This window comes from Streptomyces anulatus (genome assembly GCF_000721175.1).
GTDB classification, from domain to species: domain Bacteria; phylum Actinomycetota; class Actinomycetes; order Streptomycetales; family Streptomycetaceae; genus Streptomyces; species Streptomyces anulatus_C.
In genome coordinates this window covers 173,668-196,794 of sequence record NZ_JOEZ01000007.1, presented here as the reverse complement: position 1 = coordinate 196,794, position 23,127 = coordinate 173,668, and the positions used below count along the sequence as shown (strand labels likewise).

General features: G+C 73.5%; 23 protein-coding genes and 1 pseudogene. 9 read left to right on the top strand and 15 right to left on the bottom strand.

All coding sequences use genetic code 11. The annotated features are described in order from the left end of the window. Positions 1 to 6 precede the first annotated feature (6 nt). The gene (locus IG90_RS0109345; RefSeq protein ID WP_030580385.1) at positions 7 to 1,140 is read left to right on the top strand and encodes an Mrp/NBP35 family ATP-binding protein; all 1,134 of its coding nucleotides are present in this window, start codon (positions 7 to 9) and stop codon (positions 1,138 to 1,140) included. Between the two features lie 77 nt (positions 1,141 to 1,217). Here IG90_RS0109345 and IG90_RS0109340 read toward each other — a convergent pair whose 3' ends face one another. The 5 genes from IG90_RS0109340 to sigE form a co-directional block, all read right to left on the bottom strand. After that, the gene (locus IG90_RS0109340) at positions 1,218 to 1,877 is read right to left on the bottom strand and encodes a hypothetical protein (RefSeq protein ID WP_030580384.1); all 660 of its coding nucleotides are present in this window, start codon (positions 1,875 to 1,877) and stop codon (positions 1,218 to 1,220) included. A gap of 125 nt (positions 1,878 to 2,002) precedes the next feature. Beyond that, entirely contained in the window at positions 2,003 to 2,503 is a 501-nt protein-coding gene (locus IG90_RS0109335) for a sec-independent translocase (RefSeq protein WP_030580382.1), read from the bottom strand. Positions 2,504 to 2,658: 155 nt separating this feature from the next. Continuing rightward, on the bottom strand, positions 2,659 to 4,494 hold the full coding sequence (locus IG90_RS0109330) for a S1C family serine protease (protein WP_030580380.1): 1,836 nt from the start codon (positions 4,492 to 4,494) through the stop codon (positions 2,659 to 2,661). Between the two features lie 89 nt (positions 4,495 to 4,583). After that, positions 4,584 to 5,645, bottom strand: coding sequence for an anti-sigma factor family protein (locus IG90_RS0109325; protein ID WP_030580378.1), 1,062 nt, complete (start codon positions 5,643 to 5,645; stop codon positions 4,584 to 4,586). Further along, a complete protein-coding gene (gene sigE, locus IG90_RS0109320; RefSeq protein ID WP_233435975.1) occupies positions 5,642 to 6,403 on the bottom strand; it encodes an RNA polymerase sigma factor SigE in 762 nt (253 codons plus the stop codon). The genes IG90_RS0109325 and sigE overlap by 4 nt, the downstream gene beginning before the upstream one ends. 179 nt (positions 6,404 to 6,582) lie before the next feature. Between sigE and IG90_RS0109315 the strand changes: the two genes are divergently transcribed. After that, complete coding sequence (locus IG90_RS0109315) at positions 6,583 to 7,248, top strand: O-methyltransferase (protein ID WP_033895262.1); 666 nt, start codon at positions 6,583 to 6,585, stop codon at positions 7,246 to 7,248. 103 nt (positions 7,249 to 7,351) lie between these two features. Here IG90_RS0109315 and IG90_RS41720 read toward each other — a convergent pair whose 3' ends face one another. After that, complete coding sequence (locus IG90_RS41720) at positions 7,352 to 7,519, bottom strand: DUF3117 domain-containing protein (RefSeq protein WP_003966491.1); 168 nt, start codon at positions 7,517 to 7,519, stop codon at positions 7,352 to 7,354. Positions 7,520 to 7,834: 315 nt separating this feature from the next. On the opposite strand from IG90_RS41720, the gene chcB reads away from it, so the two are divergent. After that, positions 7,835 to 8,647 carry a 2-cyclohexenylcarbonyl CoA isomerase gene (gene chcB / locus IG90_RS0109305; RefSeq protein WP_030580372.1) on the top strand — a complete coding sequence of 271 codons (813 nt, stop codon included), beginning with the start codon at positions 7,835 to 7,837 and terminating at the stop codon, positions 8,645 to 8,647. A gap of 7 nt (positions 8,648 to 8,654) precedes the next feature. On the opposite strand, the gene IG90_RS0109300 is transcribed toward chcB, so the two are convergent. Then, the gene (locus IG90_RS0109300; RefSeq protein ID WP_030580369.1) at positions 8,655 to 9,251 is read right to left on the bottom strand and encodes a DNA-3-methyladenine glycosylase I; all 597 of its coding nucleotides are present in this window, start codon (positions 9,249 to 9,251) and stop codon (positions 8,655 to 8,657) included. Next, complete coding sequence (locus IG90_RS0109295; RefSeq protein WP_051860072.1) at positions 9,248 to 9,682, bottom strand: DivIVA domain-containing protein; 435 nt, start codon at positions 9,680 to 9,682, stop codon at positions 9,248 to 9,250. Before IG90_RS0109295 ends, IG90_RS0109300 begins: the two co-directional genes overlap by 4 nt. Positions 9,683 to 9,746: 64 nt before the next feature. On the opposite strand from IG90_RS0109295, the gene folP reads away from it, so the two are divergent. Continuing rightward, entirely contained in the window at positions 9,747 to 10,619 is an 873-nt protein-coding gene (folP, locus tag IG90_RS0109290) for a dihydropteroate synthase (RefSeq protein WP_030580364.1), read from the top strand. Between the two features lie 184 nt (positions 10,620 to 10,803). Here folP and IG90_RS0109285 read toward each other — a convergent pair. Both IG90_RS0109285 and dapE read right to left on the bottom strand, forming a co-directional pair. Next, positions 10,804 to 11,580: pseudogene (locus tag IG90_RS0109285) on the bottom strand (LOG family protein); the annotation flags it as partial. A 104-nt stretch (positions 11,581 to 11,684) separates the two neighbouring features. After that, positions 11,685 to 12,764 carry a succinyl-diaminopimelate desuccinylase gene (dapE, locus tag IG90_RS0109280; RefSeq protein ID WP_030580358.1) on the bottom strand — a complete coding sequence of 360 codons (1,080 nt, stop codon included), beginning with the start codon at positions 12,762 to 12,764 and terminating at the stop codon, positions 11,685 to 11,687. 61 nt (positions 12,765 to 12,825) lie between these two features. Between dapE and IG90_RS0109275 the strand changes: the two genes are divergently transcribed. Both IG90_RS0109275 and IG90_RS0109270 read left to right on the top strand, forming a co-directional pair. After that, the gene (locus IG90_RS0109275; protein WP_164493906.1) at positions 12,826 to 13,755 is read left to right on the top strand and encodes a hypothetical protein; all 930 of its coding nucleotides are present in this window, start codon (positions 12,826 to 12,828) and stop codon (positions 13,753 to 13,755) included. Between the two features lie 290 nt (positions 13,756 to 14,045). Next, positions 14,046 to 14,531, top strand: a complete 486-nt coding sequence (locus IG90_RS0109270; RefSeq protein WP_030580351.1) for a hypothetical protein — start codon at positions 14,046 to 14,048, stop codon at positions 14,529 to 14,531. Positions 14,532 to 14,624: 93 nt separating this feature from the next. On the opposite strand, the gene IG90_RS0109265 is transcribed toward IG90_RS0109270, so the two are convergent. Both IG90_RS0109265 and fdxA read right to left on the bottom strand, forming a co-directional pair. After that, positions 14,625 to 15,719 (bottom strand): bifunctional succinyldiaminopimelate transaminase/glutamate-prephenate aminotransferase, encoded by a 1,095-nt coding sequence (locus IG90_RS0109265; protein WP_030580349.1) that lies wholly within the window; start codon positions 15,717 to 15,719, stop codon positions 14,625 to 14,627. 166 nt (positions 15,720 to 15,885) lie between these two features. Continuing rightward, positions 15,886 to 16,206: a ferredoxin gene (fdxA, locus tag IG90_RS0109260; RefSeq protein ID WP_007446848.1), complete on the bottom strand. Its 321-nt coding sequence runs from the start codon at positions 16,204 to 16,206 to the stop codon at positions 15,886 to 15,888. Positions 16,207 to 16,325: 119 nt separating this feature from the next. Here fdxA and IG90_RS0109255 point away from each other — a divergent pair, with 119 nt between their 5' ends. The 3 genes from IG90_RS0109255 to IG90_RS0109245 all read left to right on the top strand — a co-directional run bounded on the left by IG90_RS0109255 (position 16,326) and on the right by IG90_RS0109245 (position 19,176). Further along, positions 16,326 to 17,330: a GNAT family N-acetyltransferase gene (locus IG90_RS0109255; RefSeq protein WP_030580346.1), complete on the top strand. Its 1,005-nt coding sequence runs from the start codon at positions 16,326 to 16,328 to the stop codon at positions 17,328 to 17,330. An 88-nt stretch (positions 17,331 to 17,418) separates the two neighbouring features. After that, positions 17,419 to 18,300 carry a transglutaminase-like and tetratricopeptide repeat-containing protein gene (locus IG90_RS0109250; protein WP_030580344.1) on the top strand — a complete coding sequence of 294 codons (882 nt, stop codon included), beginning with the start codon at positions 17,419 to 17,421 and terminating at the stop codon, positions 18,298 to 18,300. Between the two features lie 270 nt (positions 18,301 to 18,570). Further along, positions 18,571 to 19,176, top strand: a complete 606-nt coding sequence (locus IG90_RS0109245) for a response regulator transcription factor (protein ID WP_030580341.1) — start codon at positions 18,571 to 18,573, stop codon at positions 19,174 to 19,176. Here the strand turns inward: IG90_RS0109245 and IG90_RS0109240 are convergent. The 3 genes from IG90_RS0109240 to IG90_RS0109230 all read right to left on the bottom strand — a co-directional run bounded on the left by IG90_RS0109240 (position 19,145) and on the right by IG90_RS0109230 (position 23,096). Further along, positions 19,145 to 21,076, bottom strand: coding sequence for an ATP-binding cassette domain-containing protein (locus IG90_RS0109240; RefSeq protein ID WP_425338022.1), 1,932 nt, complete (start codon positions 21,074 to 21,076; stop codon positions 19,145 to 19,147). The genes IG90_RS0109245 and IG90_RS0109240 overlap by 32 nt on opposite strands. Beyond that, on the bottom strand, positions 21,073 to 22,884 hold the full coding sequence (locus tag IG90_RS0109235) for an ATP-binding cassette domain-containing protein (protein ID WP_051860073.1): 1,812 nt from the start codon (positions 22,882 to 22,884) through the stop codon (positions 21,073 to 21,075). The genes IG90_RS0109240 and IG90_RS0109235 overlap by 4 nt, the downstream gene beginning before the upstream one ends. 80 nt (positions 22,885 to 22,964) lie before the next feature. Then, a complete protein-coding gene (locus IG90_RS0109230; RefSeq protein WP_018956281.1) occupies positions 22,965 to 23,096 on the bottom strand; it encodes a SapB/AmfS family lanthipeptide in 132 nt (43 codons plus the stop codon). Between the last annotated feature and the right edge of the window lie 31 nt (positions 23,097 to 23,127).

Here is a 23,127-nt window from a genome sequence, read left to right as displayed (position 1 = left end):
GTCGGTATGGCTACGGAAGACGCGGTGCTTGAGGCACTGTCGACAGTGAACGACCCGGAGATCCACCGCCCGATCACCGAGCTGGGCATGGTGAAATCGGTCGAGATCGATCCTGACGGTGTAGTCGCTGTCACGGTGTATCTCACGGTCTCCGGCTGTCCTATGCGCGAGACGATCACCCGGAACGTGACCGAGGCGGTCGCCCGGGTCGAGGGCGTCTCGCGGGTCGAGGTGACCCTCGACGTCATGAGCGACGAACAGCGCAAGGACCTGGCGAGCTCGCTGCGCGGCGGCACCGCCGAGCGGGAGGTGCCCTTCGCCCAGCCCGGCTCGCTGACCCGGGTGTACGCGGTCGCCTCCGGCAAGGGCGGCGTCGGCAAGTCCTCGGTGACGGTGAACCTCGCCGCGGCGATGGCGGCCGACGGGCTGAAGGTCGGAGTCGTGGACGCGGACATCTACGGGCACAGCGTGCCCCGGATGCTGGGCGCGGACGGCAAGCCCACCCAGGTCGAGAACATGATCATGCCGCCGTCCGCACACGGCGTGAAGGTCATCTCCATCGGCATGTTCACCCCGGGCAACGCGCCCGTGGTCTGGCGCGGTCCGATGCTGCACCGGGCGCTCCAGCAGTTCCTCGCCGATGTGTACTGGGGCGACCTGGACGTCCTGCTGCTCGACCTGCCGCCGGGCACCGGTGACATCGCGATCTCGGTGGCACAGCTCGTGCCGAACGCGGAGATCCTGGTCGTCACGACCCCGCAGCAGGCGGCGGCCGAGGTGGCCGAGCGGGCCGGCTCGATCGCCGTGCAGACCCACCAGAAGATCGTCGGCGTCGTGGAGAACATGTCGGGCATGCCGTGCCCGCACTGCGACGAGATGGTCGACGTCTTCGGCTCGGGCGGCGGCGCGCGGGTCGCCGAGGGGCTGACGCGCACGGTCGGCGCCGAGGTGCCGGTGCTCGGCTCGATCCCGATCGACGTACGGCTGCGCGAGGGCGGCGACGAGGGCAAGCCGGTCGTCCTGTCCGACCCCGACTCCCCGGCCGGCAGCGCGCTGCGCTCGATCGCGGAGAAGCTGGGCGGCCGTCAGCGCGGTCTGTCGGGCATGTCGCTGGGGATCACCCCGCGCAACAAGTTCTGACGCCGGTCACGGCGGACAGGGCGGGCCGGTGGTCATCCGGCCCGCCCTGTCGGTGTCGCTGCGCGTACCTGACGTCGCTACGCGTACGTCTCGATGTCCTTGATGGCCGCGAAGCCGAGCCCGTACGCGCTCATCCCCCGCCCGTACGCCCCGATGTGCACGCCCTCGTGGGCGGATCCGGCGAGCACCCAGCCGAACTCGGACTCGCGGTAGTGGAACTCCACCGGCACGCCGTCCACCGGCAGGGAGAGCGTCGACCAGGGCGCGTTGCCGAGGTCGTCGGCGAGGGTGAACGCCGTCTCGGTCTGCTGGTCCAGCCAGTCGTCGCGCAGGGTGTGGTCCATCTGCGGCGGCCAGGTGTACGCCAGCAGCCCGGAGCCCGCGAGCCAGGCCGCCGAGGACACCGTGGTGGCGTCCAGCACGCCCGTACCGTCACCGCTGCGTCTCACCGGGCTCGCGGCCACGGTGATCACCGCCGCGAAGCGCTCCTTGTCGGCGGAGCCGTCCGACTTCAGCGACGGCTCGTCACCGTGGCCCGTCGCACCGTGCTGCACCGTGCCGTCCGCCGCGGTGCCGACCTGCATCAGCCAGCGGGGGCCGGTGAAGGCCTCGTCCAGCCCGTACCAGGGGAAGGTCGCTTCCCGGTAGCCGTCGACGGTACGCCGGGCCGCCGGCACCTCCTCCGCCGTGGCCGTGCCCGGGACACCGTCCGTATCAATCCGACTCGTCGTCTCCATCTGCGCGGCCGCCTCCTCGATCAGTCATGATCCGGAGCGGCCCGCCCCCCGCGGGCTTGGGCATCCTCGCAACCGGACAGATGGAGAATAGCCATACCGTCCGGACGAGCCGGGATTGACCGGGGTCAGGTGGCGTCTGCGTCGAACGGCGGGCGCTCGGGCTGCGTCTGCGGCGGAGTCTTCTTCAGCAGGTCAGGAGCGGTGTCGCCGGTCTTGGTGAGGCTGGTGGTGGAACCGCCCGACGACGCGCCCGCCGAGCCGTTCGCCGCACTGTTGGCGGTATCGGACGCGGCCGGGGTGCGCCCGTTGACCACGTCGGTGACGTCGGCCATCTCCTTGCGCAGGTCGAAGCTCTCGCGGATCTCCTTCAGCCCCAGGTCGTCGTTGCCGTCCATCAGCTGCTTGCGGACGAACGTCTTGGGGTTGAGGTCCTCGAACTCGAAGTCCTTGAACTGCGGGCCCAGCTCGGAGCGGATGTCTTCCTTGGCGCTGTCCGAGAACTCGCGGATCTTACGGATGGTGCGCGTGACGTCCTGGATCAGCTTGGGCAGCTTGTCGGGGCCGAAGACCAGCACGGCCAGCACCCCGAGCGTCAACAGCTCCAGTGCGCCTATGTCATTGAACACCTTGCTGCTCCTCGTGTTCTCCGCGTGTTCTCCGTGCGATCGCGGCCCGGGGCTCCCCGCTGCCCGGACCGCTCAAAGGTACCTGTCGAAGGTGTCCGGGCGGTACCTCGCGGTGCCGCCGGGCGGACGGTCGTGCGACGACACCCGACAGCCTCTCAGCCGCCGCTCGCCGAGCCGAGCGTCAGGGTCACGGTCCGCTCCTCGCCGCCGCGGGTCAGCTTGAGGTCGAGGTCGTCGCCCGGCCGGTGGGCCCGGATCTTCACGATCAGCTCCTCGCCGCTGTGCACGCGCTGGCCCTCGACCTGGGTGATGACGTCGCCGGACTTGATGCCCGCCTTGGCCGCGGGCCCGTCCTTCGCGACGGCGGGAGTGCCGTCGGCGCCCTTCGTGCCGACCTTGGCCCCGTCGCCGGCGTACTTCATGTCCAGCGTGACGCCGATGACCGGGTGGGTCGCCTTGCCGGTGCTGATCAGCTCCTCGGCGACGCGCTTGCCCTGGTTGATGGGTATCGCGAAGCCGAGGCCGATGGAGCCGGACTGGCCGCCCGCCTCGGGGCCCCGGGCACTGTCGGCCGCACGGATGGCGCTGTTGATGCCGATGACATGGGCCTGGTTGTCGACCAGCGGCCCGCCGGAGTTGCCCGGGTTGATCGGGGCGTCGGTCTGGAGGGCGTCGACGTAGCTGATGTCGCTGCCGTCGCCCTTCTCGCCGCCCGCGGTGATCGGCCGCTGCTTGGCGCTGATGATGCCCGAGGTCACCGTGTTGGACAGGTCGAAGGGGGCACCGATGGCCACCACCGGGTCTCCCACCTGGACGTTGTCGGAGTTGCCCAGGGGCAGGGGCTTGAGGCCGGAGACCCCGCGGACCCGGACGACCGCGAGGTCGTAGCCACTGTCCTTGCCGACGAGCTCGGCGGAGGCCGTCTCGCCGCTGCTGAACGTCACGGTGATGTCGCCGCTGGACCCGGCCGGGGCGACGACGTGGTTGTTGGTGAGGATGTGGCCCTGGCCGTCGAGGACGAAGCCGGTGCCCGTGCCGGACTCGGCGGTGCCGCTGACGTGCAGGGTGACCACGCTGGGCAGGGCGCTGGCGGCGATGCCCGCGACGCTCTCGGGGGCCCGGTCCCCGTTGTCGCGGCCCGCCTGCGGCAGCTCGACGGTGGTCAGCCCGCCGTTGCGCTCGATGTACGCGCCGACACCGCCGCCGATGCCGCCGGCGACCAGGGCCAGCAGGAGCACCCCCATGAAAGCCCCGCCCCGGCGCTTCTTCCTGCGGCCGGGCTCGACGCCCTCGGGGGGCCCCGGCCGGGTCAGCGGCTGCCCCGGCGCGCCCCACGGGTCGTACTGGAGCCACTGCGAGTGCCGCTGGGGCGCCGGTGAGGGGTGCGGCCCCTGATGCTCGGGGGACCCCTGCGGCGGCTGCGGTGCGTGCGGCGGGTGGACGGCCGGCGCCGGGTGCTGGGCGGGCGTCCGGGGCTGCGGGGGCGAGAGCGGGAAGCCGTCGGCGTCGGCGGGCGCGGGCTGCGGGGCCGGCGCGGGGGCCGGGATTCCGGCGCCGTTCGTCGCGGCGTACTGCGGGGGCGGTCCTCCGGCCCCCGGCGGTACGACGGTGCCGTGGGCCGGGGTCGGCCGCTGCACCGGCGGGGCCGGCGCCCAGGGGCCGGGGCCGCCGTAGGGCGGGGTGCTGTACTCGTCGGGCTCGTGCAGCGGGGGTCCGGACGGGCGGGGGCCCGGGATCTCCTGGCCGCCGTGCTCGTCCGGCCCGCCGGAGGCCTCGGACGGCCCGGCCGGGGCCTGGGACGGGACCGCGTCCGGTACCTGGGCGGCCGGCTCGCGGTCCGCGGCCATCGGAGTGTCCGACGGGGTAGGTGTTGATGCCGGCGGCCGGGCGTCGTCCGCCCGGTCCGCGGCGCCGGGCGCCCGGCCCGTGCCGTCCGCCGCAGGGCGGCTCCACCACTTCGCCTGCGGCCCGGTGGGCTTCCCGTCGTCCATGTTCTCCCCGCAACTGGCCTCTGCACGCCCCACAGAGGCGTCCCTCACCGGAATTCAACCAGGTTTGCGAATCGTCCCGCAGGGTCCGGTCAGGGCCGAGGGGAAAGCGGGCTCGCCAGATCGTTGGCGGGCGGGCCCGGGGGCGGCCCCGGGGGGACTGCGGAGGGGATCGCCTTCGGCGGCGCCACATTGCCGAGCGCAGCAGCCAGCAGCGGGGCGCCGGAGGTCGTCGGGCGTATCAACGGGGAGACGGACACGTTCAGCACGGGGAGCGTGAAGGGCTGCGCGCCCGAGTGCGGGACGCCCAACAGCGGCGGAGCGGTAGGCAGCCCCTGCCGGTTCGCCGGAGGACTGACGGCCGGAACCGCCGGGGTCCTCCCGGTGAACGACGGAGGCAGCCCGTTCGTCCCGGCCGGGACCGTGCCGGACACCGGCCGCTCGGTCGCCCGGCCGCCGCCGGCCACCGCGAGGGCGCCGCCGCTCCGGCGGCTGACCGCTGTGGCGCCGCTCTCGGCGCGGGTCTCGGCGTCGAGCGGGGTGACGTTGTTCCCGGTGCCCTCGGCGCGCAGGGAGAATTCGGGGCCGGAGTCCAGCGGCAGGGTGCCGCCCAGCGCGATGGCCGCGATGGAGACGGCGCTGGCCGCGGCGAAAGCGAAGCGCCGCCCACGCCAGGGCGAGCGGTCCGCGTCGCGGGCCACCTCGTGTATGCGGAAGACCGAACCGGATGCCGAGCCGCCGGGGAGCACGGCGGTGGAGCCGTGGGTGGCGGGGAGGTATCCGAAGCCGTCCAGGGGAGAGGGCGCGGTGTCGGCGCGGGTGCCGGCGCCGGAGGTCCGCAGCCCGGGGAAGAACTCGTCGGCGAAGGGCCTCCGGCCGCCGAACGGCCCGCCGGAGCTGGTGTCGTCGCCGCCAGGACCCCCGGGAAGGCCCTGCAGGCGGGCCAGGAACCCCTCGGAGGGCGAGGGCGAGGCGGACATGGCGAAAGCGCTCTTGAGGCGACGCTGGGCATCGGCCTCAGCCTTGCACCTGGCACAGGTCGCCAGGTGGGCCAGGACCCGCTCGCGGGCGTCGTGTTTCAGCTCGCCGTCGACCAGCGCGGCGAGGCGGTCCCCCAGGTGCGCTTCCGTAGGGGTGGGTCCTGTGCCGCTCACGCCGTTCCGCCCTCCCCCGCCAGGACCGCGTCCGCCAGGGAGCGCTGCTCGGCGCGGGCCTCGGGCGAACGGTGCTTGAGCGCCTTGCGCAGATGCGAGCGACCGCGGTGGATACGGCTGCGGACGGTGCCGAGCTTCACCCCGAGGGTGGCGGCGATCTCCTCGTAGCTGAGGCCCTCGATGTCACAGAGGACCACGGCCGCACGGAACTCGGGCGCGAGGGTGTCCAGCGCCTGCTGCACGTCGGCGTCGAAGTGGGTGTCGTTGAAGGCCTGCTGGGGGGACGGCTCACGGCTGGGCAGCCGCTCGGCCGCGTCGTCGCCCAGGGAGTCGAACCGGATGCGCTGCTTGCGCCGGACCATGTCCAGGAAGAGATTGGTGGTGATGCGGTGCAGCCAGCCCTCGAAGGTGCCGGGCGTGTACGTCGACAGCGAGCGGAACACCCGGACGAAGACCTCCTGGGTCAGGTCCTCGGCGTCGTGCTGGTTTCCCGTCAGCCGGTAGGCAAGGCGGTACACGCGACCGCTGTGCGTGCTGACGATCTCTTCCCATGAGGGCGGGGTCCACGCCTGAGAATCCGCATCAGAGGCGAAGGTCGCGGTCGGTGCGGAGTCTTCGGAAGAACGGTCAGCGATGTCGGTCACGGATTTCGGCTCGCCGGCCGACCTGAGCAGGCGCCGCAGCACCCCTCTCCGGTCCACAGGCGCAGCCGCACCTCCCCTATCGGCTCTGGTGGTGTCCAGCGGAGCCCCTACCATAGCCACCTCGCCCGTTAGCTCCGGATAAGCCTTTTTTCCCTGATGGGGCCGGGCGTCGCCCGGAACTTCCCCGCAGCTCGCGGGTCCGATCCGCGGACCTGGTCGCTGCGCTTTCCCCACTCCTTGCACAACGCCCGGTCCCATCTGCGGGTTCCCGGCTCCAGCGGATACAGTCACCGTTGCGCCAACTACGGGGACAGGAGAGGGTCATTACCGCCAACCGGCAGACGAGCTGGGCGTTCGCCGACGCCTTTGTCGCCGAGGACGAAGCACTGCACGTGGCCCGGGAACGGGCTCGCGAGCTGGGGCTTCGCTCGGTGTCACCGGGCACCGGCGCTGCGCTGCGCCTGCTGGCCGCCGCCGCGGACGCCAAGGCGGTGGCGGAGATCGGCACGGGCACCGGCGTGTCCGGCATCTATCTCCTGCACGGAATGCGGCCGGACGGGGTCCTGACCACGGTGGATCCCGAGCCCGAGCGTCAGCAGTTCGCCCGGGAGGCGTTCCGCGAGGCGGGCTTCGCCACCAACCGGGCCCGGTTCATCCCCGGCCGCGCCCTGGACGTCCTGCCCCGGCTCGCGGACGGCGGTTACGACCTCGTCTTCTGCGACGGCGACCGGCTGGAGAGCCTCGACGTGCTCGCCGAATCGTTGCGCCTGCTGCGGCCCGGCGGCCTGGTCTGCTTCGAGGGCGTCTTCGCGGACGGCCGCACCGTCGACTCCGCGGCCCAGCCGCCCGAGGTGCTGCGGCTGCGGGACCTGCTGCGGGCGGTGCGCGAGAGCCAGGAGATGATGTCGACCCTGCTGCCGGTCGGCGACGGCCTGCTCTGCGCGGTCCGGCGCGGCTGAACACGTAGATCCTCATGGTGAGCACGTAGATCCTCATCAGGACGCACCACTGCCCGGCACGGAATCCGTACCGGGCAGTGGTGAAGGTGATGGGCGTTCCGCGTCAGCCGACGACCTTCTTCAGCGCGTCGCCGAGGGCATCGGCCTCGTCCGGAGTCAGCTCGACAACAAGCCGACCGCCGCCTTCGAGCGGAACGCGCATGACGATGCCCCGCCCCTCCTTTGTCACCTCGAGCGGGCCGTCGCCCGTCCGCGGCTTCATGGCCGCCATGCTCGTTCCCCTTCCTGAAACCAGCTCATCGCAACCGGCGGCCCCATGACAGGCGCTGCCTCACCGGCATCGAACACATTGCTTCTTCGCCATTATCCCGCATCAAGGACCCCGATGACCAACATCGGTCTGCATCGCTTGCGCAACGCGCTCTCGCAAAACCACCCAATTCGGCGATCCGGCTGCGATACTGCGCCGCCCCGGACCCCCAGGTGAGAGCCAATTGTTAGACGCAGGTCACATCTCTGCCCAGCTCCGGATCGGCCATGCTTGCCTGAAGTGGCAACGATGCCCGAGCAGCGAGGGGATACCGGAATGGCCGACGAGCCGGCGAACACCGTCCTGTACGACGTGAGCGAGGGTCTCGCGACGATCACGATCAACCGACCCGGCGCGATGAACGCCATGAACACCGCGGCGAAGGTCGCGCTGCGGGACGCCCTGCTGGCGGCGTCGGCGGACACGGGCGTCCGGGCGGTGCTGCTCACGGCCACCGGGCGCGCCTTCTGCGTCGGCCAGGACCTCAAGGAGCACGTCGCCACGCTCTCGGCCACCCGCGAGGCGGGCGGCGGGAACGCGCTGAGCACGGTGCAGGAGCACTACAACCCGATCGTGCGGGCGATCACGGAGATGGCGAAGCCGGTCGTCGCCGGGGTGAACGGCGTCGCGGCCGGGGCCGGGTTCGGCTTCGCGCTCGCGGCCGACTACCGGGTGGTCGCCGACACCGCCTCCTTCAACACCTCGTTCGCGGGCGTCGCACTCACCGCCGACTCGGGCGTGTCCTGGACCCTGCCCCGGCTGATCGGGCCGAGCCGCGCCGCCGATCTGCTGTTCTTCCCGCGTTCGATCTCCGCGCAGGACGCCTTGGAGCTGGGCCTCGTCAACCGGGTCGTCCCGGCGGCCGAGCTTGCCGAGCAGGCCGCCGCGGTCGCCCGCACCCTCGCCGACGGCCCCACGGTGGCGTACGCGGCGCTGAAGGAGTCGATGGCGTACGGCGCCGGGCACACGCTCGCCGAGGCGCTGGAGAAGGAGGACGAACTCCAGACCCGGGCGGGCGCGTCGCAGGACCACACCATCGCGGTGGAGGCGTTCCTGGCCAAGGAGAAGCCGGTCTACCGCGGGAAGTAGCCGCGGCTCAGCGCGGTGCGCTGCCGCCGCCGCGCGCCACGCAGTCCGCGAGGTGGTCGTCGACCAGTCCGCAGGCCTGCATCAGCGCGTAGGCGGTGGTGGGGCCGACGAAGCGGATCGAGCGCTTCTTGAGCGCCTTGGCCAGCGCGGTGGACTCCGGCGTGACGGCCGGGACGTCCGACAGCGTGCGCGGGGTGGGCCGGCCGGCCGGGTCGGGGGCGTAGGACCAGATCAGCTCGTCCAGCTCCCCGGCCGGCCAGTCGGCGAGCACCTTGGCGTTGGCGAGGGTCGCGTCGACCTTGGCCTTGTTGCGGATGATCCCCGGGTCGGCCAGGAGCCGCTCCCGGTCGGCATCGGTGAACTTCGCGACCGCCTCGATCCGGAATCCCTCGAACGCGGTACGGAAGGTCTCGCGGCGGCGCAGGATCGTGAGCCAGGAGAGCCCGGACTGGAAGGCCTCCAGGCAGAGCCGTTCGAACAGGGCGTCGTCCCCGTGGACCGCCCGGCCCCACTCGGTGTCGTGGTAGCCGAGGTAGTCCTCGGTGGACAGGCCCCACGGGCAGCGCAGCCCGCCGTCGGGGGCGGCCAGGGCGCCGCCGCTCATCGCCCGTCCTCCTCGGCGCGGTCCGGGCCGCCGGTCTGCTCGTCGCCCGGCTGCTCGAAGAGGTCGGTGCCCGTCGTCACCGCGGTCGCCTGCGCCCCGGCCAGGGTGGACTCCAGCTCCGCGATCCGGGCGTCGCGCTCGGCCAGTTCGGCGCCGAGCCGGGACAGGGCCTCGTCGACGTCCGCCATCCGGTAGCCGCGGGGGGCCATCGGCAGGCGCAGCGCCTCGACGTCCGCCCGGCCGACCGGGCGGGTCGCGGGCAGGGGGTCGGTGAACCGCTCGGGCGGGACGTCCCTGAGCACCGCGCTCCCCCCGCCGCCGACCACCGCGAGGGTGACCGCGGTGACGACCACGACCATCGTGAGCAGCAAGAACCAGAACACGCGCATCTCCCCGGGGGCGGAAACCTCGTCCGGCTCCGATCGTGCCATGCGGCACGGACAGTCAGGGCCGACCGTTAGGGTCGCAGGCGGGCTATCTGGGAGGAAGATCGGGATGCGAAGCGGCGCACTCAGGCTGGGGCGGCGGGAATTCGGTCCGCACGAGCCGGTGATCATGGCGATCGTGAACCGGACCCCGGACTCGTTCTACGACCAGGGCGCCACGTTCAGGGACGAGCCGGCGCTCGCCCGGGTCGAGGAGGCGGTGGCCGAGGGCGCCGCGATCATCGACATCGGCGGGGTGAAGGCGGGCCCCGGCGAGGAGGTGAGCGCCGCGGAGGAGGCGCGCCGCACGGTCGGGTTCGTCGCCGAGGTCCGCCGCCGTCACCCGGACGTGGTGATCAGCGTGGACACCTGGCGGCACGACGTGGGCGAGGCGGTCTGCGAGGCCGGGGCGGACCTGCTGAACGACGCGTGGGGCGGGGTGGACCCGAAGCTGGCGGAGGTCGCCGCGCGGTACGGGGCGGGTCTGGTGTGCACGCACGCGGGCGGTGCGGAGCCGCGGACCCGGCCGCACCGGATCGCGTACGACGACGTCATGGCGGACATCCTGCGGGTGACGGTGGGGCTGGCCGAGCGGGCGGTGGAGCTCGGGGTGCGGGCGGACGGGATCATGATCGACCCGGGTCACGACTTCGGGAAGAACACCCGGCACTCGCTGGAGGCGACGCGGCGGCTCGGTGAGATGACGGAGACCGGGTGGCCGGTGCTGGTGTCCCTGTCCAACAAGGACTTCGTCGGGGAGACGCTGGACCGGCCGGTGAAGGAACGTGTCATCGGCACGCTCGCCACGACGGCGGTTTCGGCGTGGCTGGGGGCGCAGGTGTATCGGGTGCATGAGGTGGCGGAGACGCGGCAGGTCCTGGACATGGTGGCGTCCATCGCCGGGCATCGGGCTCCTGCCGTTGCCCGGCGGGGGCTGGCGTAGGGGCCTGCCGCCTGCCCGGCGGGTGAGGTCCGGGGCGCTGCCCCCGGACCCCGCTCCTCAAGCGCCGGAGGGGCTGGTACCGATGCCTTCAGTCGCCGGGCCGGCTCGATCGGGCCGGATCTGCCTGAACAGAAACCCTCGAACGCCGGGCGGGCTTGAGGTGGCCGGGCTCGATTTCACCGGCGACCTCCTTCGTGACCAGCATCACCGCTTCCTCCACGTCGTCCGTCACGTGGAAGAGCAGCAGGTCCTTCTCCGAGGCCTTGCCCTGGGCCACCACCGTGTCGCGGAGCCAGTCGATCAGGCCGCCCCAGTAGGCCGTGCCGAACAGGACGATCGGGAAGCGGGTGACCTTGCCGGTCTGGACGAGGGTCAGCGCCTCGAAGAGTTCGTCCAGGGTGCCGAGGCCGCCGGGCAGGACCACGAAGCCCTGGGCGTACTTCACGAACATCGTCTTGCGGACGAAGAAGTAGCGGAAGTTGACGCCGATGTCGACGTGCGGGTTGAGGCCCGACTCGAAGGGCAGTTCGATGCCGAGGCCGACCGAGACGCCCTTCGCCTCCCGGGCGCCCTTGTTCGCGGCCTCCATCGCGCCCGGGCCGCCGCCGGTGATCACCGCGAAGCCCGCGTCGACCAGTGCCTTGCCGATCGCCACCCCGGCCTCGTACTCCGGAGATCCGGCCGGGGTGCGGGCCGAGCCGAAGACGCTGATCGCGCTCGGCAGTTCGGCGAGCGCGCCGAAGCCCTCGACGAACTCCGACTGGATGCGCATCACCCGCCAGGGGTCGGTGTGCACCCACTCGGAATCGCCCTCGGAGTCCAGCAGCCTCTGGTCGGTCGTGCCGGGCTGGACCTGCTCCCTGCGGCGCAGGACCGGGCCCAGCCACTGTTCCTCGGGGCCGACCGCGCCCTCGGGGACCTCCGCACCTTCGGGGATTCGTGCGTCCTCGGCGTTGCCCATGTTCCGCTCCCTCCACCGACCTGCGTCGTCCTGGGCCGGGCTGTGTCGTGCTGCGTCCGGCCAGCGTAGATCGGCGGAGGTTACGTACGGGGGAATGCCGTGCGTCAGCTGGTCAGCCAGGAGCGCAGCCGTTCCTCGCAGTGGGTGATCTTCGCGACCGCCACGTGCTCGTCGCGCTTGTGGGCGTACATCGGGTCGCCGGGACCGTAGTTCACCGCGGGGACGCCGAGCGCGCCGAAGCGGGAGACGTCGGTCCAGCCGAACTTGGGCCGGGCGGTGCCGCCGACGGCGGTCATGAACGCCTGGGCGGCGGGGTGCGAGAGGCCGGGCATGGCGGCGCCGGAGTGGTCGTCGATGACGATCTCGGCCACGCCGCAGTCGGCGAAGACCTCGCGGACGTGGGCGACCGCCTCCTCCTCACTGCGGTCGGGGGCGTAGCGGTAGTTGACGACGACGGTGCAGGCGTCCGGGATGACGTTGGTGGCGACGCCGCCCTCGATGCCGACGGCGTTGAGGCCCTCGTGGTATTCGAGGCCCTCGATCACCGGGCGGCGGGGCTCGTACGCGGCGAGCCTCGCGAGGATCGGGGCCGCGGCGTGCACGGCGTTGGAGCCCTTCCAGCTGCGCGCGGAGTGCGCCCGCTCCCCTGCTGTACGCAGGTGGACCCGCAGGGTGCCCTGGCAGCCGCCCTCGACCTCGCCGTCGGAGGGCTCAAGGAGGACGGCGAAGTCTCCGGCGAGCCACTCGGGGTGGGCGTCGGCGATGTGGCCGAGGCCGTTGAGGTGCGCGGCGACCTCTTCATTGTCGTAGAAGATGAAGGTCAGGTCGCGGTTGGGCTCGGGGACCGTCGCGGCGATCCGGAGCTGGACGGCGACGCCGGACTTCATGTCGGAGGTCCCGCAGCCCCAGAGGATCCCGTTCCCGTCGAGGCGGGAGGGGACGTTGTCGGCGATCGGCACGGTGTCGATGTGCCCGGCGAGGACGACGCGCTCGGCGCGGCCCAGGTTCGTCCGGGCGACGACGTTGTCGCCGTGGCGGTCGACGGTGAGGTGGGGCAGGGCGCGCAGGGCCGATTCGATCGCGTCGGCGAGGGCCTTCTCCTCCCCGCTGACCGAAGGGAGGTCGACGAGCCGGGCGGTGAGCGCCGGTCCGTCCAGGGTGAGGTCAAGGGTGCTGTCGGCCATGGCCCCGACCCTAAGGGACTTGGGTATCGGCCCCGGCCTGACCCTCCAGTACGGTGGGCCTGTGCCCCGGACAGCCAGCCCCGCCCGCCGCAGCCGCCTCATCCGATTCGCGGCCGCCTTCGCCGTGCTCGCGGCCCTGGGCGGATATCTGGCGGTGCAGTACGACTCCTCCGGCTCGAAGAGCCTGCCCCGCTGCGTCGTGGAGGCCTCCGACGGGGACGGCGGGGCGTCGCACACGTACGAGATGAGCCTGGCCCAGGCGGTGAACGCGGCGACGATCTCCGCGGTCGGCACCACCCGGGGCATGCCCGAGCGGGCGGTGACGATCGCACTGGCCACCGCGCTCCAGGAGTCCACGCTCCGCAACATCGACTACGGGGACCGGGACTCGCTGGGACTGTTCCAGCAGCGGCCGTCGCAGGGCTGGGGCACTCCGGCGCAGATCATGGACCCGGTCTATTCGTCCGGTGAGTTCTACGACCATCTCGCCGAGGTCCCGGGTTACTCGCGGCTGCCGCTGACGGTGGCCGCGCAGCGCGTGCAGCGCAGTGGTTTCCCGCAGGCGTACGCGAAGCACGAGCCGGATGCCGCGCTGCTGGCCGCCGCGCTGACCGGGCGCAGGCCGGCCTCGCTGAACTGCACCCCGTCGACGGCCACGGCGGACGGCCCGGGGGATGCCGGGCAGGTGCGGGCCGAGCTGGTGCGGGCCTTCGGCAAGGACGTGCTGCCCGCCGCGAAGGCCGCGGGCTCGTCCGCCGCCTCGACCGTGTCGGTGCCCGTCCCGGCGGCCGCGGCGCGGGCCGGGGACGCGTCCCCGCCGCGGCGGGGCTGGGAGCTGGCGCACTGGGCCGTGGCGCAGTCCGAGGCGCTGCGGATCGAGCGCGTGAGCTACGCGGACCGGGTCTGGGACGCCGGTACGGGCTGGCGGACGGAACGTGCGAAGGGCAGCGAAACGGGCACGTCGACGGTCAGGATCCGGGTCGCTCAGTAGTACGGCCCGTCACCCGTTCGGACCCTGGGGGCCAAGGCCTCGGACCTTTTCCGCACGGCTTCCCACGAGGTCGTCAGCCTCCTCCGATTCCCTTGCCCCACAAGGGAAGTGACGGTTCATCGGGATCCGGCGGTTTGGATCGTTTGCCCGGGTTCTTCCGCTGCGGATAATCGGACGCATTACTCAGTCTTTACCTTTGCCCACCGCAACTTTCCCCTCCCCCGAAGCGGTTGTCAGTGCGTCCGATCACCGGACGGACGACCTCGTGCACAACCCGCTGAAGGAGCATCATGTCCCTCCCCCTGACCCGTCGGATCGCTCGTGCCGCGCTGCTGATCGCCGCAGGCGCGGCCCCCGTGGTCGGTGCGGCCGGCGCCGCGAGCGCCGCAGATCTCCCGGCGAGCCCGGACCTGGGCGGCCTGACCGCGCTGGACGGTGCCGGCCTCGGCGACACCGTGGACAGCGCCGCCCAGCAGGGCACCAAGGCGGCGGGCGAGACCGGTGGCCGGCTCGTCGGCACGGCGGTTCCCGCCGCGGGCCAGACCCTTGGCACGTCCGCCGCGGTCGCCGTCCCGGCCGCCCAGGAGACGGCCGGCCAGGCCGCGGGCAACGCGGGCCAGGCCTTGGGCGGTGTGGCCGACGCCGCCGGTGGCGGCCTGCCGACCGAGGCCCTCACCCAGGGCGGTCTGCCCACCGACGCGCTCGGTGGCGGTCTGCCCACCGACGGCCTCACGCAGGGCGGCCTGCCGCTGGGCGGTCTGCCGATCGGCGGCTGATCCACCGCCGCACCAGGAACGCGCCGAGGGCCTCGGGAGTGCGCACTCCCGAGGCCCTCGGCGCGTTGCGTCGCCGTGCGGTGGCGGCTCCGGTCAGGACAGGCGCTTGACCGCCGCCGCCACCCGCTCGTCGGTCGCGGTGAACGCCACCCGGACGAAGCTCGCGCCCGCGGGGCCGTAGAAGTCGCCGGGCGCCACCAGGATGCCCAGCTCCGCGAGGTAGGCCACGGTGTCCCAGCACGGCTCGTCGCGGGTCACCCACAGGTAGAGGCTCGCCTCGCTGTGCTCGATCCGGAAGCCGTGCGCCTCCAGGGCCGCGCGCAGGGCCAGGCGCCGGTCCGCGTAACGGGCGCGCTGCTCGGACACGTGCACGTCGTCGCCGAGGGCGGCGACGGCGGCGGCCTGGACCGGGGCGGGCGTCATCATCCCGCCGTGCTTGCGGATCAGCAGCAGCTCGCCGAGGACGGCCGCGTCACCCGCGATGAAGGCGGCCCGGTACCCGGCCAGGTTGGAGCGCTTGGAGAGCGAGTGGACCGCGACGATGCCGTCGTAGTGACCGCCGCAGACGTCCGGGTGGAGCACCGAGACCGGCTCGGCGTCCCAGCCCAGCTCCAGGTAGCACTCGTCGCTGAAGACCAGGATCCCGTGCTCGCGCGCCCAGGCGACGATCCGGGTCAGCTCGTCCTTGGGCAGCACCTTCCCGGTCGGGTTGGACGGCGAGTTGAGCCAGAGCAGCTTCAGCCCCGCCGGGTCCAGCTCGGTCGGGTCGTCGTACACGACGGGCTCCGCGCCGCAGAGCCGGGCGCCGACCTCGTACGTCGGGTACGCGAGCCGGGGGTAGGCCACCTTGTCGCCCGCGCCGAGTCCGAGCTGCGTCGGCAGCCAGGCCACCAGTTCCTTGGAACCGACGACGGGCAGCACGTTGGCGTGGGTCACGCCGACCGCGCCGAGGCGGCGCTCCACCCAGCCGGTGAGCGCGTCCCGCAGGGCCTCGGTGCCCCACACCGTCGGATAGCCGGGGCTGTCCGCCGCGGCGACCAGCGCCCGCCGGATCAGCTCGGGGACCGGGTCGACCGGGGTGCCGACGGACAGGTCCACGATGCCGTCCGGGTGGGCCTGCGCCGTCGACTTGTAGGGCGCGAGCTTGTCCCAGGGGAAGACCGGGAGACGGGAGGAGACTGCGGACACGGCGTTCTGCTTTCTCGGATGTTCTCGTACGGGCGGCGGCGGAACGGGCGCACGGTGACGGCCCTGCTGTCCGGGGCGTGCGGCACGGCCCGGCGTACGGGGAAACGCCTCGGTCCCGCACGGTGACAAGCCGTACGGGACCGGGCCGCGCGCGTGGTGCCGCCGGTTACTGGTTCTGCGGCGGCAGTCCGGCGATGAACGCGTGGTCGCGCTCGATGAGACCGAGCTTGGAAGCACCGCCCGGCGAGCCGAGGTCGTCGAAGAACTCGACGTTCGCCTTGTAGTAGTCCTTCCACTCCTCCGGAGTGTCGTCCTCGTAGAAGATGGCCTCGACCGGGCACACCGGCTCACAGGCTCCGCAGTCGACGCATTCGTCCGGGTGGATGTACAAGGACCGTTGGCCCTCGTAGATGCAGTCGACGGGGCACTCTTCGATGCAGGCCTTGTCCTTCACGTCGACACAAGGCTGCGCGATGACGTAGGTCACGCTGTCGTTCCTCCTCGGTAGGGCGTTGGCTCTCGCGCGGGAGCGCGGCGTCGTCGATGCCCCGCCCCCTAGTATCTCCGTTCTCGGGCACGATCCGAACAGGAGGGGCGGACAGAGCTGTGGAATTCACCGTCGGCGGACGGCTGGAAGTCCGCATCACACCCGCTGACGTGGGCAAACGCGTTTCCGTGCGGCTCCGGACGGAGGGCGGGGGCACCGGCGCGGAGTTCACCGACGCGGTCGGCGTGCTCACATCATGGAACAGCGGTGTGCTCTCGGTCACACGAAAGAGCGGGGAAACCGTCCACATCGTGGAGTCGTCCCTGGTGGCGGGGAAGGTCGTGCCCGCCGCCCCGGCCCGCCGGCGGGGACCCGCCGCCTCCTTCGAGGAGCTGGCCGCCCACGCCGCGCGTGCCTGGCAGCCCGTGGAGAGCGAGGCGATGGGCGACTGGCGGCTGCGCGCCGCCGGGGGCTTCACCCGGCGCGCCAACTCCGCGCTGCCGCTCGGCGATCCGGGCCTGCCGATCGACGAGGCCCTCGGGCGGGTCCGCGACTGGTACGCGGAGCGGGGCCTGCCCGCGTACGTCCAGACGGCGACCGGGGCCGAGGGCACGCAGGAGATCCTGTGCGCGGAGCTGGAGCGGCACGGCTGGCGGCGCGAGGTCTCGGCGGAGGTGCGGATCGCCGCACTGGCACCGGTCGGTGACCGGGACGCGGAGGTGTCGGCGGTCCGCCTGACCCGTGAGCCGGACGCGGCCTGGCTCTCCCGCTACCAGCGCTTCTCCACTCCCGGCCGCCACGTGCTGCGGGTGCTGGGCAGCGGCCCTTCGGTCTGGTTCGCCACGGTGCCCGGGGACGCCGGCGCGCCGGACGCGATCGGACGGTGTGTCGTGGACGGGCGGTGGGCGGGCTTCATGGCCGTCGAGGTCGCTCCGGAGCAGCGCCGGCGCGGGCTCGCCACCACCGTGATGACCGCGCTGGCGCGCCGGGCGCTGGACGAGGGTGCCTCGGCGGCCTGGCTCCAGGTGGAGGAGCACAATGAAGGGGCGCGGGGGTTGTACGACGGCATGGGCTTCGCGGCCCACCACCGCTACCACCACTACCGCCACCACCGCTCGGTGTGAGGGACCACGCGGTGGGCCGCAGGGGCGTCGGGCACAGGACCGTGGGCCGCGGGGACGTGGGCCGCGGGGACAGGGACGTGGGTCGCATATGAGTGCGCTGGATTCCGGGACGGCCGAGCGGCGGCGGCAGTTCGCCGAGGAGGCCCGGTCCGAGCGGCCGGACCTCGCCCTCCTCTGTCTCCTGCTGGGCGCGGAGGCCGGACCGGTGGGCCCGGCCGAGGTCCGCCCGGTGGTCCCGGGGGAGGCCGACCCCGACCCGTACGGCATCGACGCCGCGCAGATCGAGCTGGACCGGCTGGCGGGGCTGCTGCCCCACGGCTCCCGCTCCCCCGCCGCCTGGGCCTCGGCGCTGGCCGAACTGCTGGGCGGGCGCTGCGGGTTCGGCGGCTCCTCGGTCGACTACCAGCGGCTGGACTCCTCGCTCCTCCAGCAGGTGCTGCGTCGCCGCCGGGGCCTGCCGATCCTGCTGTCGGTCGTCTGGATCGAGGTCGCCAGACGGGCGGGCGCCCCGGTGTACGGCGTGGCGCTGCCCGGCCACTTCGTGGTCGGCTTCGGAGAGCAGGAGCACCCGGTGCTGGCCGATCCGTTCGCCGGGGGCGCGCCGCTGACCGGTCAGGACGCGGAGCGGCTGGTGGCGGGGGTGACCGGGGCGGCGCTGGAACCGTCGATGACGGTGCCCGCGCGACCGCTGGAGATCGTGCTGCGGATCCTGAACAACGTCCGGGCGTGGGCGGCGGCCCGGCCCGAGCGCACGGACGTGGCCCTGTGGGCGGTGGAGCTGTCGCTGCTCCTGCCCTCGCATCCGGCCAGGCTCCGCTACGAGCGGGCCCAGCTCCTCGTCCAGCGCGGTGAGTTCCTGCGCGGGGCGGCGGAGATGGAGGAGTATGCGGAGGTCCTCGACGGAATCGAGCCGACGACGGCCGAGAACATCCGGCGCAAGGCCCACGCCGCACGCGCCCTGCTGAACTGAACCGGCCCTCCGGCGGGGAATCCACAACATCCGCGCCGCGTCGCCCCTCCTGACGCCCTTGTGGCGGCGAGACGGTCGATCCGTGAGCGACGTGCGCTCCCGTTTTGCATCCGAACGCCCCCTTCCGCGCCCAACGGGAGCGTTATTCGGCCCGTTCGTCGGCGTACGCGAATGCCCATGCGTTCAACTGGAAACCCGTCACCGGGTGCGTACAGTCCGTCGCGTTCCGCGTCGGGCGGGGGCCGGAAGAGAAGAGTTGAGGGCAGATTGATGACAACCGTGCTGTTGGTCCACACCGTGCCGTTGTGGCGCGCATCGTTGGCCTCGCTCCTCGGCACGGGGCGGGGAATGGAGGTCCGCACCGCCGAACACGGTGCGATACGCGCCGCGTTGAACGAGCCGGGCCCCGACGTGATCCTCACCGACCTCGACTGTCCGGGCGCGCTGGACGTCCTCGACGAGGTGAAGACGATGGCCGCACCGCACGGCGAGCCGTTTCCGCTCGCCGTGCTCACCCGGAGCGACCGGCCGCGCGGTCTGCGGCGGGCGTACGAGGCGGGAGCGCTCGGCTACATCGACAAGTACCGCCCGGTGGACGACCTGTCCGAGGTGATGCACAAACTGGCGGACGGCGGACGGCACATCGACGAGTCGCTGGCGTTCAGCCTCCTCCAGGTGGCCGACATGCCGTTATCGCCGAGGGAGTTGAGTGTGCTCTCGATGGCCGAGGGGGGTGACACCGTGGCCGGGATAGCCGCCCGACTGCACCTGACGCCGGGGACGGTCCGCAATTATCTGGCCGCCGCCATACGGAAGTCCGGGGCGCGCAATCGGCTGGACGCGATCAGACGGGCGAAGGAGGCGGGGTGGATCTGATGCCGCGCTCCTCGCCGCGTCCTTCCTCTTCCCGCTGGTCCGGCTGTTCCGGCTCCCAGCGGCCCGCCAGGTCCCGGTAGAGGGCGCAGGAGCGCAGGAGTTCGTCCGGCGTGCCGCACTGGGTGCGCGGGCCGTCCATCACCAGGGTCCGCCCGGCGCGGCGGGCCGAGCTGAGCCGGTGGGCGACGACGACCAGCGCGCCCGGCAGGGCGGCGAACGCCAGCTCGGCGCGGGTCTCGGCGGCCGGGTCGAGCCGGCTGGTGGCCTCGTCGAGGATCAGCAGCGGCGGGGCGGCGAGGTAGGCCCGGCCCAGGGCGATCAGCTGCCGTTCGCCCTGGGAGAGCCGGTCCGGTTCGACGTCCGCGTCCAGGGAGCCGAGCCGGGAGAGCAGCGCGTCCAGGCCGAGCGCGTCCGCCATGGCCGCGATCTCCCGGTCGCGGGCGTCGGGGCGGAGGTAGCGGAGGTTCTCCCGCAGCGAGCCGCTGAACACGTAGGCGTGCTGGGGCAGCAGGACGCGTACGGAGGTGGCGTCGGCCGGGCGCGCCGGCCGCCCCCGCCACCGCACCGCTCCCCCGGTGGGCCGCTCGGTCCCGGCGAGGACGGCGGCCAGGGTCGACTTGCCGCTGCCGCTCGGCCCGACGACCGCGAGGTGCTCGCCGGCTTCGATCGTCAGGGAGAGCCGGTCCAGTACGGGCTGGGCGCCGGGTCCGTACGCGAAGCTGACCTCGTGGAGTTCGGCGACCGGGGTGCCGCGCGGCGGCGGTTCGGCGTCCCGGGCGGGCGGCGGGTCCTCGGCGGGCGGGGGCGGCGCGTCCGTGAACCGGTCCAGGACCACGACGAGCCGGCCCCCGGCGGTGCCCAGCATGGTCATCAGCGCCTGGACGGCGGGGGCGAGCGCCTGGGTGAGGTAGGTCAGCGCGCCGACCAGCGCGCCCGGCGTGAGCCCGTTCCGCAGCAGCCAGGGCGCGCCCAGGAGCAGCAGGAGCGGTGGGAACCGGCCGCAGACGGCGAGGGCCAGCACCCGCACGCCCGACCAGCGGGCCAGCGAACGGGAGGCGGCGAGCTGGGCCCCGGCGAGGGTCCGGGACTCGGCCACCGTCCGCTCCGCGGCTCCGGCGGCGGCGATGTCGCGTACGGAGGCGGCGAGCCGGCCCGCGTGGGCGGCGTACGCCTCGTCGGCGGCGAGGTAGTCGCGTTGACGGGCGGCCATCGGCGGCAGGGTGCCGAGGAACAGCGCGGCCCCCAGGACCAGCGGGGGCAGCACGATCAGGAGGAGAACGGGCGAGAGGGCCAGCAGGCCGGCGACGGCCCCGGCGGCCGTGAACACGAACGAGCGCAGCGTCAGGACGAGCCCGGCCCAGCCGTCCCGGGCTATCTCACTCTGATGGGTGACCTGTGACAGGGACCGGGTGCCGGCGTCGCCGGCGGAGTGGGCGAGCGCGCCGGACAGCGCCCGGGACACGGCGCGCCGGACCAGCCCGTCGCGCAGCGGCTCCACCAGGTCCGCGAGCCGGCCGAACACGCCGCGGGCGGCGAGCACGGCGGGCAGTACGGCGACCGCGGCGACGGCCAGCCAGAGGAGGCCGGTCAGCGGACGTCCGGCGAGGCAGGAAGGGCCGGGCCTCGTGGCCGACCCTGCGCAGCGAGCCGTCGCGCCGGGGGTCGGTCTCGCGCGGTGCGGTGCGCCGGGGGTCGGGGGGTCGGTCTCGCGCGGTGCGGTGCGCCGGGGGTCGGTCTCGCGCGGCACGGTGCGCTCGGGATCGGTCTCGCGCGGCACGGCGGGCCGGGCATCCGTCTCGCGCGGCACGGTGCGCTCGGGATCGGTCTCGCGCGGCACGGCGGGCCGGGCATCCGTCTCGCGCGGCACGGTGCGCCGGGGCTGGGACTCGTCGTCCTTCACCGGGTCTCCGCTCCCGCGTTCTGCGTTCCGGCGACCGGCGTCACGGGTGTGCGGCTCGCGGGAACAGCGCGCTCGACGGGTGCGTCCGTGCGGAAGACCGCCCGGTAGTCCGGGTCCGCCCACAGGTCGTCGTGGCGGCCCGTCGCACGGAGCCGGCCGTCCTCCAGCCAGGCGACCCGGTCCGCCCGCGCGGCCGAGGACAGCCGGTGGGCGACGATGATCCGGGTACAGCGGCCGGCCCGAGCGTCCAGGGCGCGCCGGACGTGGTGCTCGGTCACGGTGTCGAGGCTGGACAGTGCGTCGTCGAGGATCACCAGACGACCCGGGTGGGCGAACGCGCGCGCCAGGCCGAGGCGTTGGCGTTCGCCGCCGGAGAGCGGGGCGTCGGCGACCGGGGTCGCGTAGCCGTACGGGAGCAACGCGAGGAACCCGTCCGCGCGGGCCGCGCGGGCGGCGTCGCGTACGGCTTCGGGTGATGCGGTCCAGGGCCCGTAGGCGATCGTGTCCTCGACGGTGGCCCCGGGGAGGGCGGGGCGGGCGAAGGCGTACGCCACCTCGCGGCGCAGCCGGGCCGGTTCCATGCCGTCCATCGGGACGCCGTCCAGCAGCACGCTGCCGGTGTCCGGGTCGAGGAGCCGTCCGGCGACCGCGGCGAGCACCGACTTGCCGGAGCCGGAGCGTCCGACGACGGCCAGGGACGTGCCGCCGGGGACGGTCAGGTGGACGCCGGTCAGCAGCGGGCCGCCGTCCTGTTCCACGCCGACGTCGCGGAGTTCGAGGTGTCCGGGGGCGTCGGGCGCCGGGCCCAGACCGCGGTGCGGCAGCGGTTCGAGGGTGAGGAGGGGCTCCAGGCTCCGGGCGGCGGCGCGGCTGCGGGCGAGGGCGCCCAGGGCGCCGGTCAGGGCGCCGATGCCGACGGCGAGGCCGGCGTAGCGGGAGGCGGCGACCAGGTCGCCGACGCCGATCGCGCCCGCGCCGAGCCGGAGTCCGGCGACCGCGAGGACCAGCAGCATGAGCAGGGGCAGCAGGAGCCCGCTGCGGCCGACGGCCCGCCCGTAAACCGCCCAGGTGCGCCTGCCGTGCTCGGCGAGGGTGGGCAGGGGTTGAAGGACACGGCGGTGTTCCCGTGCCCCGGTGCGGGCGGCGCGGATGGTGTCGGCGCCCTCCAGGGCCTCGGTGAGCCGGTGGGCGATGAGCGACTGGGCGCGCTGGTAGTCGGCCCCGGCGTCGGCGGTCCGGCGGGTGAAGGTGCGCAGCAGCGCGACGAGGAGGGGTGCGCCCAGGAGGAGGGCGGCGGCCGTCCACACGTCGATGAGGAGGAGGCCGACGACCGCGCCGAGCGGGAGCAGGACGCCCGCGACGGCTCCGGCGGCGGTGACGGGTGCGGACGCGGCGTCGGCGGTGCGGGCGGTGAGCCGGGCGGTGAGGTCGCCGGTGGGCAGGGCGAGGGCCCTGCGGGGTTCGGCGGCCAGGACCCGGGCGGCGGTGCGGGTACGCAGGGACGCGGTGAGCCGGGCGGTGGTGGTCGTGCCGGTCACGGCGGCCGCCGCGTCGAACCCGGTCTCGGCGAGGGTCAGGGCGGCGCAGAGCAGCAGCCAGGACCAGGGCACGGGGCCGCCGGCGACGAGCCGGTCGACGGTGTGGCCCAGGGCGGCGGGCAGGGCGAGGGCGGCGAGCGCCCCGCCGGTGGAGCAGAGAAGGAGCAGGCTCAGGGCGGCCGGGTGCTGCCGGGCGAGCCGCCGGATGCCGGACGCCGCGCCCGGGCCCGGACGTGGTGGGCTGGGGCCTCGGCGTGGTTGCAGCCGCACGGGGGCGCCTCTCCTGTTCCTGCGGGCACGTGGCCGGCCGGCCCCCCTGTGAGGATCACAGGGGGGCCGGCCGGTGCGGGTCACGGGGTGCAGAGGACCACGCTGAGGGAGCTGTACTCACAGACCAGCAGCGAGACCTGGCTGCCCGTGGCGAGCTCGCCGAAGGAGTCCTCGGCCGGGGTCTCCATTGCCTGAAGGTCGAGAAGCGCCATGATGTGTCCTTTCGGGACGGTAGTGGTGCTG

Excerpts from the sequence above, each read along its gene's own strand:
- IG90_RS0109245 (WP_030580341.1), top strand. The coding sequence starts at position 18,571 with ATGACAACCGTGCTGTTGGTCCACACCGTGCCGTTGTGGCGCGCATCG.
- folP (WP_030580364.1), top strand. The coding sequence starts at position 9,747 with ATGCGAAGCGGCGCACTCAGGCTGGGGCGGCGGGAATTCGGTCCGCAC.
- IG90_RS0109300 (WP_030580369.1), bottom strand. The coding sequence starts at position 9,251 with ATGAGCGGCGGCGCCCTGGCCGCCCCCGACGGCGGGCTGCGCTGCCCG.
- IG90_RS0109345 (WP_030580385.1), top strand. The coding sequence starts at position 7 with ATGGCTACGGAAGACGCGGTGCTTGAGGCACTGTCGACAGTGAACGAC.
- IG90_RS0109270 (WP_030580351.1), top strand. The coding sequence starts at position 14,046 with ATGTCCCTCCCCCTGACCCGTCGGATCGCTCGTGCCGCGCTGCTGATC.
- IG90_RS0109340 (WP_030580384.1), bottom strand. The coding sequence starts at position 1,877 with ATGGAGACGACGAGTCGGATTGATACGGACGGTGTCCCGGGCACGGCC.
- chcB (WP_030580372.1), top strand. The coding sequence starts at position 7,835 with ATGGCCGACGAGCCGGCGAACACCGTCCTGTACGACGTGAGCGAGGGT.
- IG90_RS0109295 (WP_051860072.1), bottom strand. The coding sequence starts at position 9,682 with ATGGCACGATCGGAGCCGGACGAGGTTTCCGCCCCCGGGGAGATGCGC.
- IG90_RS0109330 (WP_030580380.1), bottom strand. The coding sequence starts at position 4,494 with ATGGACGACGGGAAGCCCACCGGGCCGCAGGCGAAGTGGTGGAGCCGC.
- IG90_RS41720 (WP_003966491.1), bottom strand. The coding sequence starts at position 7,519 with ATGGCGGCCATGAAGCCGCGGACGGGCGACGGCCCGCTCGAGGTGACA.
- IG90_RS0109250 (WP_030580344.1), top strand. The coding sequence starts at position 17,419 with ATGAGTGCGCTGGATTCCGGGACGGCCGAGCGGCGGCGGCAGTTCGCC.
- dapE (WP_030580358.1), bottom strand. The coding sequence starts at position 12,764 with ATGGCCGACAGCACCCTTGACCTCACCCTGGACGGACCGGCGCTCACC.
- IG90_RS0109230 (WP_018956281.1), bottom strand. The coding sequence starts at position 23,096 with ATGGCGCTTCTCGACCTTCAGGCAATGGAGACCCCGGCCGAGGACTCC.
- sigE (WP_233435975.1), bottom strand. The coding sequence starts at position 6,403 with ATGGTAGGGGCTCCGCTGGACACCACCAGAGCCGATAGGGGAGGTGCG.